This is a genomic window from methane-oxidizing endosymbiont of Gigantopelta aegis (assembly GCF_016097405.1).
In the GTDB taxonomy this organism is placed as follows: domain Bacteria; phylum Pseudomonadota; class Gammaproteobacteria; order Methylococcales; family Methylomonadaceae; genus Methylomarinum.
Genome location: NZ_JAEHGD010000001.1, coordinates 626,971 through 640,724, shown reverse-complemented (window position 1 = coordinate 640,724; position 13,754 = coordinate 626,971). Strand labels below are relative to the sequence as shown.

General features: G+C 43.9%; 16 protein-coding genes. 13 read left to right on the top strand and 3 right to left on the bottom strand.

The genetic code is table 11. The features are described from left to right. Window position 1 precedes the first annotated feature (1 nt). From JEU20_RS03180 to JEU20_RS03170, 3 genes are all read left to right on the top strand, one after another. On the top strand, window positions 2-304 hold the full coding sequence (locus JEU20_RS03180; protein WP_198243631.1) for a c-type cytochrome: 303 nt from the start codon (window positions 2-4) through the stop codon (window positions 302-304). Continuing rightward, entirely contained in the window at window positions 285-617 is a 333-nt protein-coding gene (locus JEU20_RS03175) for a c-type cytochrome (protein ID WP_198243630.1), read from the top strand. Before JEU20_RS03180 ends, JEU20_RS03175 begins: the two co-directional genes overlap by 20 nt. A 162-nt stretch (window positions 618-779) precedes the next feature. After that, window positions 780-1,406 (top strand): response regulator, encoded by a 627-nt coding sequence (locus JEU20_RS03170; protein ID WP_198245832.1) that lies wholly within the window; start codon window positions 780-782, stop codon window positions 1,404-1,406. Window positions 1,407-1,424: 18 nt separating this feature from the next. Here JEU20_RS03170 and JEU20_RS03165 read toward each other — a convergent pair whose 3' ends face one another. Next, window positions 1,425-2,324 carry an NAD(P)-dependent methylenetetrahydromethanopterin dehydrogenase gene (locus JEU20_RS03165; RefSeq protein ID WP_198245830.1) on the bottom strand — a complete coding sequence of 300 codons (900 nt, stop codon included), beginning with the start codon at window positions 2,322-2,324 and terminating at the stop codon, window positions 1,425-1,427. 174 nt (window positions 2,325-2,498) lie between these two features. After that, on the bottom strand, window positions 2,499-3,407 hold the full coding sequence (locus JEU20_RS03160; RefSeq protein ID WP_198243629.1) for an NAD(P)-dependent methylenetetrahydromethanopterin dehydrogenase: 909 nt from the start codon (window positions 3,405-3,407) through the stop codon (window positions 2,499-2,501). A 117-nt stretch (window positions 3,408-3,524) separates the two neighbouring features. Between JEU20_RS03160 and JEU20_RS03155 the strand changes: the two genes are divergently transcribed. The 8 genes from JEU20_RS03155 (at window position 3,525) to JEU20_RS03120 (ending at window position 12,036) form a co-directional block, all read left to right on the top strand. Then, window positions 3,525-4,142, top strand: a complete 618-nt coding sequence (locus JEU20_RS03155; RefSeq protein ID WP_198243628.1) for a 5-formyltetrahydrofolate cyclo-ligase — start codon at window positions 3,525-3,527, stop codon at window positions 4,140-4,142. 49 nt (window positions 4,143-4,191) lie between these two features. Continuing rightward, the gene (locus JEU20_RS03150) at window positions 4,192-5,286 is read left to right on the top strand and encodes a type III PLP-dependent enzyme domain-containing protein (protein WP_245395083.1); all 1,095 of its coding nucleotides are present in this window, start codon (window positions 4,192-4,194) and stop codon (window positions 5,284-5,286) included. Continuing rightward, window positions 5,286-6,317 carry a MinD/ParA family protein gene (locus tag JEU20_RS03145; protein ID WP_198243627.1) on the top strand — a complete coding sequence of 344 codons (1,032 nt, stop codon included), beginning with the start codon at window positions 5,286-5,288 and terminating at the stop codon, window positions 6,315-6,317. Before JEU20_RS03150 ends, JEU20_RS03145 begins: the two co-directional genes overlap by 1 nt. Next, on the top strand, window positions 6,314-7,333 hold the full coding sequence (queA, locus tag JEU20_RS03140; RefSeq protein WP_198243626.1) for a tRNA preQ1(34) S-adenosylmethionine ribosyltransferase-isomerase QueA: 1,020 nt from the start codon (window positions 6,314-6,316) through the stop codon (window positions 7,331-7,333). Before JEU20_RS03145 ends, queA begins: the two co-directional genes overlap by 4 nt. 310 nt (window positions 7,334-7,643) lie before the next feature. After that, the gene (gene coxB, locus JEU20_RS03135; RefSeq protein WP_198243625.1) at window positions 7,644-8,804 is read left to right on the top strand and encodes a cytochrome c oxidase subunit II; all 1,161 of its coding nucleotides are present in this window, start codon (window positions 7,644-7,646) and stop codon (window positions 8,802-8,804) included. Between the two features lie 43 nt (window positions 8,805-8,847). Beyond that, the gene (gene ctaD, locus JEU20_RS03130; RefSeq protein WP_198243624.1) at window positions 8,848-10,452 is read left to right on the top strand and encodes a cytochrome c oxidase subunit I; all 1,605 of its coding nucleotides are present in this window, start codon (window positions 8,848-8,850) and stop codon (window positions 10,450-10,452) included. 141 nt (window positions 10,453-10,593) lie between these two features. Further along, on the top strand, window positions 10,594-11,142 hold the full coding sequence (locus JEU20_RS03125; protein WP_198243623.1) for a cytochrome c oxidase assembly protein: 549 nt from the start codon (window positions 10,594-10,596) through the stop codon (window positions 11,140-11,142). A 24-nt stretch (window positions 11,143-11,166) separates the two neighbouring features. After that, window positions 11,167-12,036: a cytochrome c oxidase subunit 3 gene (locus JEU20_RS03120; RefSeq protein WP_198243622.1), complete on the top strand. Its 870-nt coding sequence runs from the start codon at window positions 11,167-11,169 to the stop codon at window positions 12,034-12,036. 63 nt (window positions 12,037-12,099) lie between these two features. Here the strand turns inward: JEU20_RS03120 and JEU20_RS03115 are convergent, their stop codons facing one another. Then, on the bottom strand, window positions 12,100-12,363 hold the full coding sequence (locus JEU20_RS03115) for a twin transmembrane helix small protein (protein WP_198243621.1): 264 nt from the start codon (window positions 12,361-12,363) through the stop codon (window positions 12,100-12,102). Between the two features lie 58 nt (window positions 12,364-12,421). On the opposite strand from JEU20_RS03115, the gene JEU20_RS03110 reads away from it, so the two are divergent. Further along, window positions 12,422-13,153, top strand: coding sequence for an SURF1 family protein (locus tag JEU20_RS03110; RefSeq protein ID WP_198243620.1), 732 nt, complete (start codon window positions 12,422-12,424; stop codon window positions 13,151-13,153). After that, entirely contained in the window at window positions 13,146-13,742 is a 597-nt protein-coding gene (locus JEU20_RS03105; RefSeq protein ID WP_198243619.1) for a hypothetical protein, read from the top strand. Before JEU20_RS03110 ends, JEU20_RS03105 begins: the two co-directional genes overlap by 8 nt. Window positions 13,743-13,754 lie beyond the last annotated feature (12 nt).

Here is a 13,754-nt window from a genome sequence, read left to right as displayed (position 1 = left end):
TATGAATAAGCTACTTTGCAGTCTATTATTTTTAGTGTGGATGCCTTTCGTGCAGGCAGCAAATATTTATGCCGGTAAAATGCAAGCCCAGGCTGTTTGCTCTCAATGTCATGGCATCAGGAATCCATCGGCAGATGCACCTTTTCCGCCTTTGGCTGGTCGTGATCGCGCATATCTTGAGCAGTCATTAAAACAATATCGAGATAAAACCCGAGTATCAGAGATTATGAATGCCTTCGCTGGTTCTTTATCGGCTAAAGATATTGATAATATAACAGCTTATTATGCGCGGCTTAAGCCTTAATATTTTGATCTGTTTGGTGTTTGCATGGGTTGCAGTTGATGAGGTCAATGCAGCACCAGACAAGGCGCGACAACAATACTTGGAGAATTTACTAAGCCAGGATTGTGGTTCATGTCATGGTATTACGCTAAAAGGCGGCTTAGGCTCCGCCTTATTGCCAGATAACTTGCGTCATAAATCGGATCAATTTTTAATCAAAACAATTTTAGACGGTCGGGCGGGAACAGCTATGCCTCCCTGGAAAGAGTTTTTAACACAAGACGATGCAGATTGGTTGGTCAAGTGTCTGCGACGTGCGTGTTATAATAACTGATGTTACGCGGGATATCCCTAAGCTTTTGTAAGGATTGACTGACAGCGGCGTTCCGTATTAACATCACAACTTAAATCACGTATTGCCAAGGATCACATTTTTGTCTTATAGAAAGATATAGACAGATTAAACAGTAATTAAGGGAGTTTGTGGGTGGCGTTAATTATAAAAGTACTTGTTGTCGATGACCATGAATTAGTTAGAACAGGGATTGAAGTTCTGCTCAATTCTTTTGATGATATTTTAGTTACGGCCGTCTGTGGCTCGGGAGAAGATGCTGTTAAGCTGGTCGAAGAGCAATCTCCAGACGTTGTTTTAATGGATATCAATATGCCGGGGATTGGCGGCGTCGAAGCTTGTCGGCGTATTTTAAAAGAGCAACCTGATACAAAAATTATTGTCGTTTCTGTGTATGATGATGGCCCCTTACCACAACAGCTGTTGAAGCTAGGCGTTAAGGGGTTTGTTTCTAAAGGGGCTTCTGTCAACGAAATGGTCGATGCCATTCGAACGGTCATGCATGGCAAGCGGTTTCTCAGTAGTGATATTGCCGAGAATCTGGCGTTTCAGGGGCTCGATGGAGCTGAAACGCCTTTTGCCAAATTATCCCAGCGCGAGTCAGAAGTCAGTAACCTGATTTTGCAAGGCAAGAGCATTCAGGAGATGGCGGATATGCTGAAGTTGAGTGATAAAACTATCAATACCTATCGCTATCGGCTATACGAAAAATTAAATGTTAAAAATGATGTCGAATTAACGCGACTCGCGCTGAAATATAACCAGATATAGCGTTTTGTTATACGCAGCTTATGATTTTTCGCCAGTATTAAACAATGCTTGTGCCTCATCAAAAGCATTGCGAAAATCCAAAAAAAGTGGTTTGTCACTCTTTAGCATGGATTTAAGTAGGTTATGCTGTAGATTGTATTTGACATTGCCTATAGCCAAGGCGCCAATGCCGACGGTATTTTGTGAGTCGGGCAGGCCTTTTAAGGCTTTACCGAAGTCATTTACGTCAATGCCTTCTATCCCGGCAGGAGGGACAGCATTGACATCGCCCGCTACTTTCAGTTGTTTTGCTTGTCGTAACACCGCGGTACTTAAAACCTGAATACCGGCCTTTGCTGTACAGAAGATAATATCGGCATCGCTAACAATTTCAGCTTTTTCCTCATCGGATCCGGCCACAGCGGCATGTAATTCCACTTTAAAACGGCGGCCGTATTCTTTTGCCGCATCCAGTGCTGCATCCAGTGAAAGGTGGTCAATCAGCGTGGTATGTGCGCCTTGTTGCGCTGCGATGACAGCAGTCGACAGACCTACAGGGCCAGTGCCACCGAAAACCAGTGCCTTGCATTCTTTTAAAGATTTGTTGTGTTTTTCCTGCAGCTCTTTTTCGACACAGGCAACTAATGCGGCGGCAGTGGTAAATGCGCCGCTAGGGTCGGCCATGACAGAAATTTCAAAAGGCGGAAACATGGCTTGTTTGCTGGTGTTTAACATATCAATGGCGAGCCCGATATCACGCCCGCCAATGAACATGGCGGTTTTTTTAACACCGCCAGGACCACGTGAAAAAATAGCGTCTTGAGTCAGGGTGTGGACGCTTTCCAGCTTGACATTGGAATACGGCATCAGAACATCAAAGCCTGCATCAAGTGCCATGTTGATGTCAAAAGGGCTATTGTTGAGCATAGGGTCAAGCATATGCAAAATGCTGCGTTTTTCGTTATGCGCGTTGGGTTTAGAGGCGCAGTGTGGAAAAAATTTTGCTAAGAAATTCAGAAAGGTACACTTTTCCATTAAGGAATTCTCCGATAAAAGTCAGTATTTTTGCGACATGCTTGGAACCCCGGCTTGTGTCAGTGATTTTAGTGAGAATTAAGCATTATCTCTAACAAAATCCCGAGCCACTTCAAAAGCATGTTCAAAGTTCAGATAGACCGGTTTGTCGGCTTCCAGCATTTTTCGCAATAAGCGGTTTTGTGCTTGATATTTCACATTGCCAATAGCTAATGCTCCAATACCGACGGCACCGGAAGGTGAGTCTTCAATGGGTTTGCAGTTATCAAATGCATCTACACCGGCAATGCCTGAGGGAGGGACGGCATTGACATCAGCCGCAACTTTCAGTTGTGGTGCGGCGGCAATCTGCTCGGGGCTCAATAATTGAATACCCGCAGCGCCTGTCGCAAAGACGATATCGGCGGTTTTGATATAGTCACCTTTATCGGCATCAGCGCCGGCTGTAATTGTAATGTCGCCTCCGCCAAATTCTTCGCTGCAAAGTTCAGCGATGCGCTCGGCTTTGTCGAGTTGACGGCCAATGATGCGGACATTGGCGCCAGCTTTCGCGGCAATGACGGCGGCGGCCTGGCCGACCGGGCCTGTTCCACCTAAAGCCAGAATGTTTTTGCCTTCAAGAGTGGTGTCAAATTTTTCCATCAGGGCTTTTTCCACGATGGCGACCATACCGGCGGCAGTTGTAAAGGCACCGCTCGGGTCAGCAAAGACAGAGACTTCAAATGGAGGAACCATGGCATTTTTGGCCAATTTTAACATATCCATGGCTTGCTTGGTTTCGCGGCCGCCTATAAAAATAGCCGTACGTTTTAAGCCTTTTGGACTACGGGAAAAGATAGCATCTTGAACCAGCCCTCTGACTTCGCTCGGTTCAACGTTAATATAGGGAACGGCGGAAACCCACCCGGCATCCAAAGCCATATTGACATCAAAGGGGCTTAAGTTTTTTGCTGTTGTCAGCATGTGTAAAATAAATGGTTTATCCATGTTAACCTCGCGTGCTTATTTAGCGCCTCATTATAAAAGAAAAATGAGATTGTTTTCATGTTTTATATGGCACGCTGTAAATTAAGCATAGACTAACAATCGCTTAAATACGAGATTATGATAGATAATATAAGTTGTGTAGATCCAAAATTTCTAGAAAAAGAATCACTGCGGCAATGGGGATATAGACAGCGACAGCAACAAACGAATAAGGTGGCGTTGAGTCATGCGATATGCCATCAATTTGTGATGCAATCTGAATATCAAGCGGCTGAAACGGTGATGTGGTATGTGCATTGCCGGACGGAAGTGCAAACGCTAGATACGTTACAGGAGCAACTTAGGACATCGAAACGAATTGTGGTGCCGTATTGTACGGAAGATGAAAAGGGTCAAAAAGTATTGGGGCTATGGCTGTTAAATCAGGTTGAGGAGTTAGTGCCTGGTATGTGGGGCATTTTGGAACCACCGCAGAGCAGCTGGGGGGATGCAAAAAAACGAGTAAGGGTAGAAGAATTGGATATGATTATGACACCGGGCGTTGTATTCGATCGCAACGGGGGGCGTTTAGGCAATGGTGCGGGCTATTATGATCGTCTTTTGCAATCGGTTAGGCCTGATGCACGAGTAGTTGGCGTGTGTTTCGAAAGTCAGCTGGTTGAAAAAGTACCGATGGCTGCGCATGATGTTTATATGCATAAAGTGATTACCGAGAAGGCGGTTTACCCTGGATAAGAAAATAACACGGATCATTGAATCGGCTGATATACGGACACCGGCTTTTGTGATCGATCAGCAAAAATTAGCACATAATCTGACAGCATTGGGTGAGTTGAAACGCGCGAGTGGTTGCAAATTGCTCTATTCGATCAAGGCGTTACCATTGCAAGCAGTATTGCAGCAGGTGCTACCTTATGTGGATGGTTTTTCGGTCAGTTCCTTGTTTGAAGCGCGTTTTGCTTCAGCGATACTAGCGGGAGCAGGCGATATTCATTTGACGACGCCTGGTATGCGAGTCGATGAATGTGAAGAACTCGCACAGCTTTGCACCCATATTAGTTTTAACTCCTTGTCACAACAGCAGAGACTTAGTTTTAAACTTGAAGCTATTTCGTGCGGCTTACGGGTCAATCCTAAGCTATCGTTTCTCGACGATAATCGCTTTGACCCATGTCGGCCTGTTTCCAAACTTGGTGTTGATATCAGGCGACTTGAACAGTATGGATTGCCGGCAAATATTCAGGGGTTGCATTGGCATACGGTCTTTTCCTGTAAAACAGTTAAGCCTATGCAGAAAACCATAGTGCGGATGCATGACTTGTTGGCAAAGAACAGGTCAAAGCTTAAATGGATAAATTTAGGCGGCGGTTATCTTTATCCACAAATAAATGATCATTCGGCTTTTATTGCACTGATACAGGCTTTGCGTCGGCAATTTGAGGTAGATGTCTTTATCGAGCCGGGCAAGGCTGTTGTGGGTGATGCGGGCTTTTTGGTTTCCGAGGTAATCGATTGTTTTGAAAGCGATGGAAAAAACATTGCCGTGCTGGACAGTTCGGTAAATCAGCATCCGGAGATTTTTGAATATCAAAAATCTCCGACACTGCATTTTCCTGAACACGGTGAACAGGCAGTCGTTTTAGTAGGGTCGAGCTGTCTTGCAGGCGATGTGTTTGGTGAATATTACTTGGCTGATGTGCCGAAAGTTGGGGATAAAATTATTTTTAAAGATGTCGGGGCCTATAGCTTGGTAAAAGCTAATCGCTTCAATGGCTATCCATTGCCTAACATTTATGAGTTGATTGGCGAGGAGTGCACGCACTTGAAACAAGATGGCTATGCTGAATTTTATCAACAATGGAAGACGGGGGACGGCTGATGGCAGCGGTCATTGCAATCACCAGCGGCAAGGGTGGGGTGGGGAAGACAAATATAGCTGCGAATTTAGGTGTGGCATTGGCGCGTCATGCAAAAGTCTGTGTATTTGATGCCGATACCGGATTGGCAAATATCAACCTGCTGTTGAAAATAGAGCCTGAATTTACCTTGAAACATGTTATTCAAGGCGAAAAGACAATTCAGGATATTTTGATTCAAGCGCCTGGCGACATTTGGGTTGTTCCTGCAGCATCCGGTGTACAAAGTTGTGTGGATTTGTCAGAACAGCAGCGTAAAAAATTAACAGAGGCATTGGCTGAACTTGAAAGACAATTTGATTATATTCTTGTCGATACAGCGGCCGGATGTCATCAAGATGTTTTGTATTTTGTCGCCTCGTCACAATATCGGGTTTTTGTGATGACTCCAGAGCCTACGTCGTTAACCGATACATTTTCCTTATTAAAAATACTCAGGAACTATGGCGTAAAAAGAAATTTGTTTGTCTTGGTCAACCGAGTAGAGAATTATCGGAAGAGCCAGAAAGTATTTTTCTATTTTCAAAAAGCGGTTGATAAATATCTGCATCTGAAAGTAAATTTTTTAGGCTATTTAGTTGAGGATTCTGCTTTAAAAAGTGCAGTAAAAAATCAAAAACCTGTCATTTTGGCGCGACCGGATTCATCGGTCAGCTGTTGCCTGTATGCGCTTGCCGATATCATTAAAAAACAATTTAAAAATGAACGGCGGCGGCCTTATTTCAGTCATTTCTGGAAAAAATACGCTGTGCCCCTCAAAGCTGAAAAATCACGTCATTTGAATAGCGCTATTCCACTTGAGCAGAATGATGAGCAAGAGCCGATTGTAAAGATGATGCTCATGGTCAGCGATGAAACGTTTTCAAAACAACAATTTCAGGACTTAATGGCGCAGCTCGGTGATGTTTACCGGAAACGGTTTGGGACTGGTTATTTTGGCGATAGTGAGGCGCTTCTGGAAAAAATTTATCAACTGCTCAATCAAAAAATATGAAAAAAAGCGATTTCAATTATGTGTTGCCTGAAGACTTGATTGCCCAAAGGCCTTTAGCGGAAAGAACAGCATCTAGAATGCTGTGTATGGATAAACAGAGTGGCGATATGCAGGATCGCTATTTTAGGGATTTTATTGACTTAGTCACTGATAAGGATTTACTGGTTTTTAACAATACACGGGTGATTCCCGCGCGACTGTATGGGCGTAAAGCAAGTGGAGGAAAGGTCGAGATATTGATTGAGCGTGTTATCGGTCAAAAACAAGCACTTGCTCATGTGAAAGCCAGCAAGGCGCCAAAACCAGGGAGTGAAATTGTATTGGCTGGTGGATTCAAATGCAGTGTTGATGGGCGTGACAATGATTTATTCAAATTAACATTTTGTGGCGAGCCCACACTGGATAAAATTTTGTCGGAGGTAGGGCATATTCCGTTACCACCATATATTCAGCGGGAAGATGAGGCTTTGGATCTTGATCGCTATCAAACCGTATTTGCCGAACAAGCCGGCGCCGTTGCTGCGCCGACAGCTGGACTACATTTTGACCAGGAGATGATGAGAAAGCTGCAAGAAAAAGGCGTTAAGCAAGTATTTGTCACATTGCATGTGGGGAGCGGTACATTTCAACCGGTGCGGGTTGAAGACCTTAGTCAGCATTTGATGCATCAGGAATATTATTCGGTTTCTGAGGCAGTGGTGGAGGCGGTCAAAAACACTCGCAAACAGGGGGGGCGGGTGATCTGTGTTGGGACGACGTCAGTGCGGGCGCTGGAGTCTGCCTCTTGCAAAGGTGAACTTGAAGCCGGGTGTGGCGACACTGAGCTATTTATTACACCGGGTTATCGGTTTCGCTCGGTAGATGCTTTGTTAACTAATTTTCATTTACCGCAATCGACCTTGTTGATGTTAGTTTCGGCCTTTGCGGGCTATGATAATATCATGTGTGCTTATCAGCATGCGGTGTCACAGCGCTATCGTTTTTTCAGTTATGGCGATGCCATGTTTCTGTCGTAGTTAGATTACGGGCATCTTTTTTCGGTATGTCGGTGTTAGAAGTGGTTGAAATACACAGAAAATCGTGTGATTCTGATGACGATAAAAATGTCGTTACGCACGATAAGGAAAAAAACCTGTTTTTGTAAAATACTTGTGTCGCGACTAGCTTGAAAATGGATGATGCGGTAATATACCCCGGTTAATGTGTGGCATTTGATGGAAAACTGGTAGGTCAATGCAAACCTGTTTTTGGAAGGAGCAGGTTGCAAAGGAAGAAAAAACGCTACATTCCAAAGTTTATCAATAAATAAAACCAGGAGGCTGCTCCGTGAAGAAAGCAAGGCAATTGTTTGCTGGCTTGGCTCTGTCAATATTCGGGCTGAGTTCGGCACATGCAGATTACACGCTCAATTTAACCGAGGGCGTTACACAAGTCAGTAAAGATGTACACGATCTCCATATGCTTATCTTATGGATTTGTGTGTTTATCGGTATTGCTGTATTTGGAACCATGTTCTATTCGATTTATCATCACCGTAAATCGAAAGGACATAAAGCTGAACAGTTTCACCACAATACAACGGTCGAAATTATCTGGACGATTATCCCCACTGCAATTCTGATCGGCATGGCGATTCCCGCCACTAAGACGATGCTGGAAATGGATGATATTCAGGATGCCGACATGAGTATCAAGGTAACAGGATGGCAATGGAAATGGGAGTATGAATATCTAGATAATGGCATTCACTTCTTCAGTAGTCTGGATGAGGCCAGTAATAAGGCCCGGCAGAAAGGGTCGGGGATAGATCCGAGAACGGTACCGAACTATTTGCTGGATGTTGATCATCCGCTCGTGGTACCTATTCGTACCAAAATTCGCTTTTTATTCACCTCAGCTGATGTGATCCACTCTTGGTGGGTGCCTGATTTAGGTTGGAAAAAAGATGCTAACCCTGGTTTTATTAACGACGCTTGGACCTATATCGAAAAGCCTGGCACCTATCGTGGCCAATGTACAGAGCTGTGCGGTAAGGATCATGCTTTTATGCCTATTGTCGTTGTCGCGATGGAAAAAGAAGACTATAAACAATGGGTTGAGCAGCAGAAAGAAGTTGCCGCCGCTGAGGCGAGTGCAGCTGAGAAGTCGTGGACTAAAGAAGAATTGGTTGCGAAAGGTGAAACGGTTTACACCAATAACTGTGCATCCTGTCATATGCCGGATGGTTCAGGTATGCCGGGAACATTTCCCGCCATCAAAGGTAGTCCGATTGTAACCGGTGACATCAAGCAACAGATTGAAGTCATGTTCAATGGTAAAGGAATGATGCCTGCTTTCGGACAGATGTTGAATGCAGTTGATTTTGCAGCCGTAGCCACGTTTATCCGGAATGGACTGGGTAATTCTGTAGGTGATATGGTTCAACCATCTGAAATTGCAGCCATGCAAAATGCGGCGGGTGCAAATGACGACACGGATAAAGAGTAATTTTCTTTGCGATCTGAATTTATAAATGTAAGAGGTATTGAATATGTCTGCTGTAATAGCTGAGCATGATGAACATCATGATCATGGTCCTGCGAAGGGGATCCTGAGGTGGATAACAACCACCAACCATAAAGATATTGGGACTATGTATTTGGTCTTTTCGCTAATCATGTTTTTTGTGGGCGGAAGCATGGCGCTGATCATCCGGGCTGAATTATTCGAGCCGGGTATGCAGTTTGTCGAGCCACAATTCTTTAATTCCATGACGACCATGCATGCATTGGTCATGGTATTCGGTGCCGTGATGCCGGCTTTCGTTGGTTTGGCAAACTGGATGATTCCATTGATGATCGGTGCGCCAGATATGGCATTACCGCGCATGAATAACATGAGTTTCTGGATGTTGGTTGCCGGTATTTTATTGATGGCAAGCACTTTGTTTATGGAAGGTGGCGGCCCGGCGGCAGGGTGGACATTTTATCCACCGCTGGTTCTGCAAACCGGTAAAGCATTACCCTTTGCAATCTTTGCCGTACATTTGTTGGGGATTTCGTCCATTATGGGGGCGATCAATATTATTGCCACTATTTTCAATATGCGTGCGCCAGGTATGGACATGATGAAAATGCCATTGTTTGTCTGGACTTGGCTGATTACCGCATTTTTGCTCATTGCGGTTATGCCTGTTTTCGCGGGTGCGGTAACCATGTTATTGACAGACCGTTTCTTTGATACTAGCTTCTTTGATGCGGCAGGTGGTGGTGATCCCGTTTTATATCAACATATTTTCTGGTTTTTTGGACACCCTGAAGTTTATATTATGATTTTGCCAACCTTTGGTGTGGCGTCAACAATCATTCCAGTGTTTGCGCGTAAACCCTTGTTTGGCTATACCTCAATGGTTTGGGCGACAGGCTTTATTGCATTTTTGTCGTTCATCGTGTGGGCGCATCATATGTTTACTGTGGGTATGCCGATTGCGGGTGAGCTATATTTCATGTATGCAACCATGCTGATTGCGATCCCGACGGGTGTTAAAATCTTTAATTGGACGGCAACCATGTGGAAAGGGGCGATGACCTTCGAAACGCCTATGCTGTTTTCCATTGCTTTTGTTGTATTGTTTACCTTAGGCGGTTTTACCGGGCTGATGATGGCGGTCGCGCCAAGTGATTTGCAATACCATGACACTTATTTTATTGTGGCCCATTTTCACTATACATTGGTACCAGCGTCGGTATTTATTCTGATGGCTGCCGGCTATTTCTGGCTGCCAAAATGGACCGGCAATATGTATAACGAACGCATTGGTCGATTGCATTTCTGGTTGTCGGCAATCTCAATCAATATCCTGTTCTTCCCTCAGCATTTTCTGGGATTAGCGGGTATGCCAAGACGTATTCCTGATTATGCGGTGCAATTTGCAGATTGGAATATGATTTCCAGTATTGGTGCCTTTATCTATGGATTTAGTCAGTTGTTATTTGTCTATATCGTAATCGATACGATTCGCGGTGGAACAGGGAAAGCAACGGACGAAGTTTGGGAAGATGCGAGTAAGCATGGCTTGGAATGGACTTTGCCATCACCTACGCCATACCATACGTTTACAACGCCTCCAGCAAAAATCCCGACGGAACATTTATAAGGTATAGCGAGCTCCAGCGGTTAATACCGCTGGAGGCCAGGTAAAGATGACGACAAAAACTAAAAATATTCTGTTAGCTATTGCGTTGGCGGGCATTGCTTTTGCGATTTATGTCAATGCTGTACTCAAAGCGATTAGCGAATGACTAGACATAACAACGACGTACAACAAAAAAACCAGAATTTGGCAAAAAAGCTGGTGCTGATTGCTGTTGCTATGTTCGGGTTTGGGTATGCTTTGGTGCCACTCTATGATGTACTTTGTGATGTGACGGGGTTGAATGGAAAAACCAATGAAACAGCAGTGGCTGAAACGCAATACCCTGTGGATAAAAATCGGGAGCTGACGATAGAGTTTGTCACATCGTTGAATAAATCGACACCGATGATTTTTTACAGTGTGACGCCAAAGTTGAAGATTCATCCGGGGCAATACTATACCGTCAACTTTGTCGCTGAAAATAAAACCGATAAACCGTTAGTCGCGCAAGCCATTCCAAGTGTTTCGCCTGGCTTAGCGGCAGAATACTTGAAAAAGACAGAATGTTTTTGTTTTTCGCAACAGACTTTTGCACCCCATGAAAAGAAAACCATGCCGGTGCGTTTTGTGATTGACCCAAAACTGCCTGAACGCTATAAAACGATTACGCTAGCATATACATTTTTTGATAATACTGATCGCAATCAGTAAAAATAACACGATAGGGGAAGGTTTATGTCTACCAATGATACTTATTATGTTCCACATAAGGCGGTGTGGCCGTTTATTGGAACAGCCGGTCTGATGATGATGTTGGCAGGATTTGCCAATTATCTGAATGGTTCAGCGATTGGGCCAACCATGATGATTTTTGGTTTGTCACTATTTATTCTAATGCTGACAGGTTGGTTTGCGCTGCAAGCGAGTGAAAGTGAATCCGGAATGTATAATCACAGTGTTGGGATTTCATATCGGATGGGGATGATGTGGTTCATCTTTTCAGAAGTCATGTTCTTTGCCGCTTTCTTCGGCGCGTTATGGTATACGCGTAATCTGTCGGTGCCCTGGTTAGGCGGCATAGGTGATGGCCCTGCGCGTGCGACCAAGGATTTATTGTGGCCCGCTTTTGAAGCGGCTTGGCCGACTAATGGTCCTGCGGAAGTCGGTGGTGAATTTGAGCCGATGGGTGCCTTTGGATTGCCTTTGTTAAATACGTTAATTCTGTTAACCAGTGGTGTCACTGTGACCTGGGCGCATCATGGCTTGTTAGCCAAGAAACGGGATCAGTTAATCAAAGGCTTGATCGCAACCGTCGCACTTGGCTTTCTGTTCGTCGGCTTGCAAGCATTTGAATACTATGAAGCGTACCATGAAATGGGGCTGACATTGGGGTCAGGGATTTATGGTTCAACCTTTTTTATGTTGACAGGCTTTCACGGATTTCATGTGTGTGTCGGCGCTATCATGCTGTCGGTAATATTGTTCAGAAGCTGGAAAGGCCATTTCACCCCCGAAAATCACTTTGGCTTTGAAGGTGTAGCCTGGTATTGGCACTTTGTTGATGTTGTTTGGTTAGGTTTGTTTATCTTTGTTTACTTACTGTAAACGGGCGGATATAGCCTGCAAAAAGCGCGGTCTGAAATAGACCGCGCTTTTTTTTTGTTTGGTTTAAGGCGATTGGATTTGTTGCATGTGTCTGATCTGTTGCATACGTGCACCGATGCCTTTAGGCTCAATCAGACCCAGTGCATAGGCCAGAATAATTAAAAGAAATAATGCGAGAGACAGGCCAATTCGCCAGGTTAACGCCTTAGCGGTTTTTCTTGATGCTTCCATATCATTTTCCTTGCGTTTAACCAAATGGAACAAGGCCATGGCTAGGTTATAAATAATAAATAGAAAAGCGATGATAATTATGACTTTTATAGGCATGTTTTGAATCCTGGATAAAAGTTCATTTTCGGATATTTATGATGAAAAGCCAATCTTTATGAAAAAAAATAAACCCATTCTGCAGTTTAATTGGAAAATAGGCTTGGGCTATATCGTTATAATGGTGCTGTTAATTTCATTGGGAAATTGGCAAATCAGACGCGCGCATGAAAAAGAGCAGTTACAACAAGAGCGGCAAACAGAATCAAAATTATTCCCCGTCGATTTGAATGCTCTGCATAACCCATCGTTAAAACAATTACAATACCGCAGGGTCAAGGTTAAAGGCGTTTTTGATATCCAGCATCAAATCTTGATTGATAATCAAATGTATCAGGGGAAGGTTGGCTATTATGTAATGACACCCTTAAAAATTGAAGGTAAAGCAGAGGCGGTTTTAGTCAACCGGGGCTGGGTTCCAATGAATAAAGATCGACGGCAGTTACCGGATATTGGGTTGACTGAAACTGAAGTGTTGATAAGAGGTCGAGTCAATCATTTTCCTCAAGTGGGATATATGTTGGATGGCGCCGATATTCCAACACCAGGCTGGCCAACTGTGGTGCAGGTTGTCAATACAGGCTTGATTGCACAAAAGTTAGGCTATGCATTGCTGGATTTTCAGGTTGAAATGGATGCAGAGCTTCCTGGAGGCTACGTTAGGGAGTGGCGAATCGCGACTAAAATGCCCCCCGAAAAACACTATGCCTATGCCATGCAGTGGTATGGACTGGCGTTGACATTAACCCTATTGATGATTTGGATGAGTTTTAAAAAAACTGATGAATAAGCCATTTAAAAATAACCGAAATATAATTCTGATTTTATTCGCTATGTCAGTCATACCTTTTATGATTGCCTGGTATTTGGCTGGGCATCCTGAATGGTTTAATGCGAGCACTAATCGAGGTGAGTTGATTAGGCCGGTGATAACGACAGAGCGTAACGAGTTGGAAGGCAGGGATACTTTTTCAGCCGAAAATATAAAGGAGCTAAAGGGGCACTGGGTATTGTTAAATATTGTCTCCAAAAAACCGTGTCAACATGATTGTTTGGAAGCTATACATAAAACCCGGCAGCTGCGTCTAATGATGAATAAGGATTTAACCCGTATTCGTCGTGCCGTTATCTTTCTGGCCGAAGTTAATTCTGAAAATTTAGCGCCGCTCTGGAAAGATGATCAAAGAATTTTAAGATTAAAAGCAAAGCCTGCGCTGGCGAAAAAATTACGTTTTTTGATTCAAGAGGAGCCGGGAAACGGTTGGTTGATTTTAATGGATCCATTAGGGAATTTGATGATGAAATATCGTCCTGGTTTTGATCCGTATGATGTTAAAAAAGATTTAGCCAAATTACTTAGAATTTCACAAATAGGTTAAACGAGTTAACGC

Coding starts and splice junctions, on each gene's coding strand:
- JEU20_RS03180 (WP_198243631.1), top strand. CDS start 2: ATGAATAAGCTACTTTGCAGTCTATTATTTTTAGTGTGGATGCCTTTC.
- JEU20_RS03175 (WP_198243630.1), top strand. CDS start 285: ATGCGCGGCTTAAGCCTTAATATTTTGATCTGTTTGGTGTTTGCATGG.
- JEU20_RS03165 (WP_198245830.1), bottom strand. CDS start 2,324: ATGCTTGACCCTATGCTCAACAATAGCCCTTTTGACATCAACATGGCA.
- JEU20_RS03160 (WP_198243629.1), bottom strand. CDS start 3,407: ATGGATAAACCATTTATTTTACACATGCTGACAACAGCAAAAAACTTA.
- JEU20_RS03155 (WP_198243628.1), top strand. CDS start 3,525: ATGATAGATAATATAAGTTGTGTAGATCCAAAATTTCTAGAAAAAGAA.
- JEU20_RS03145 (WP_198243627.1), top strand. CDS start 5,286: ATGGCAGCGGTCATTGCAATCACCAGCGGCAAGGGTGGGGTGGGGAAG.
- queA (WP_198243626.1), top strand. CDS start 6,314: ATGAAAAAAAGCGATTTCAATTATGTGTTGCCTGAAGACTTGATTGCC.
- ctaD (WP_198243624.1), top strand. CDS start 8,848: ATGTCTGCTGTAATAGCTGAGCATGATGAACATCATGATCATGGTCCT.
- JEU20_RS03125 (WP_198243623.1), top strand. CDS start 10,594: ATGACTAGACATAACAACGACGTACAACAAAAAAACCAGAATTTGGCA.
- JEU20_RS03120 (WP_198243622.1), top strand. CDS start 11,167: ATGTCTACCAATGATACTTATTATGTTCCACATAAGGCGGTGTGGCCG.
- JEU20_RS03115 (WP_198243621.1), bottom strand. CDS start 12,363: ATGCCTATAAAAGTCATAATTATCATCGCTTTTCTATTTATTATTTAT.
- JEU20_RS03110 (WP_198243620.1), top strand. CDS start 12,422: ATGAAAAAAAATAAACCCATTCTGCAGTTTAATTGGAAAATAGGCTTG.
- JEU20_RS03105 (WP_198243619.1), top strand. CDS start 13,146: ATGAATAAGCCATTTAAAAATAACCGAAATATAATTCTGATTTTATTC.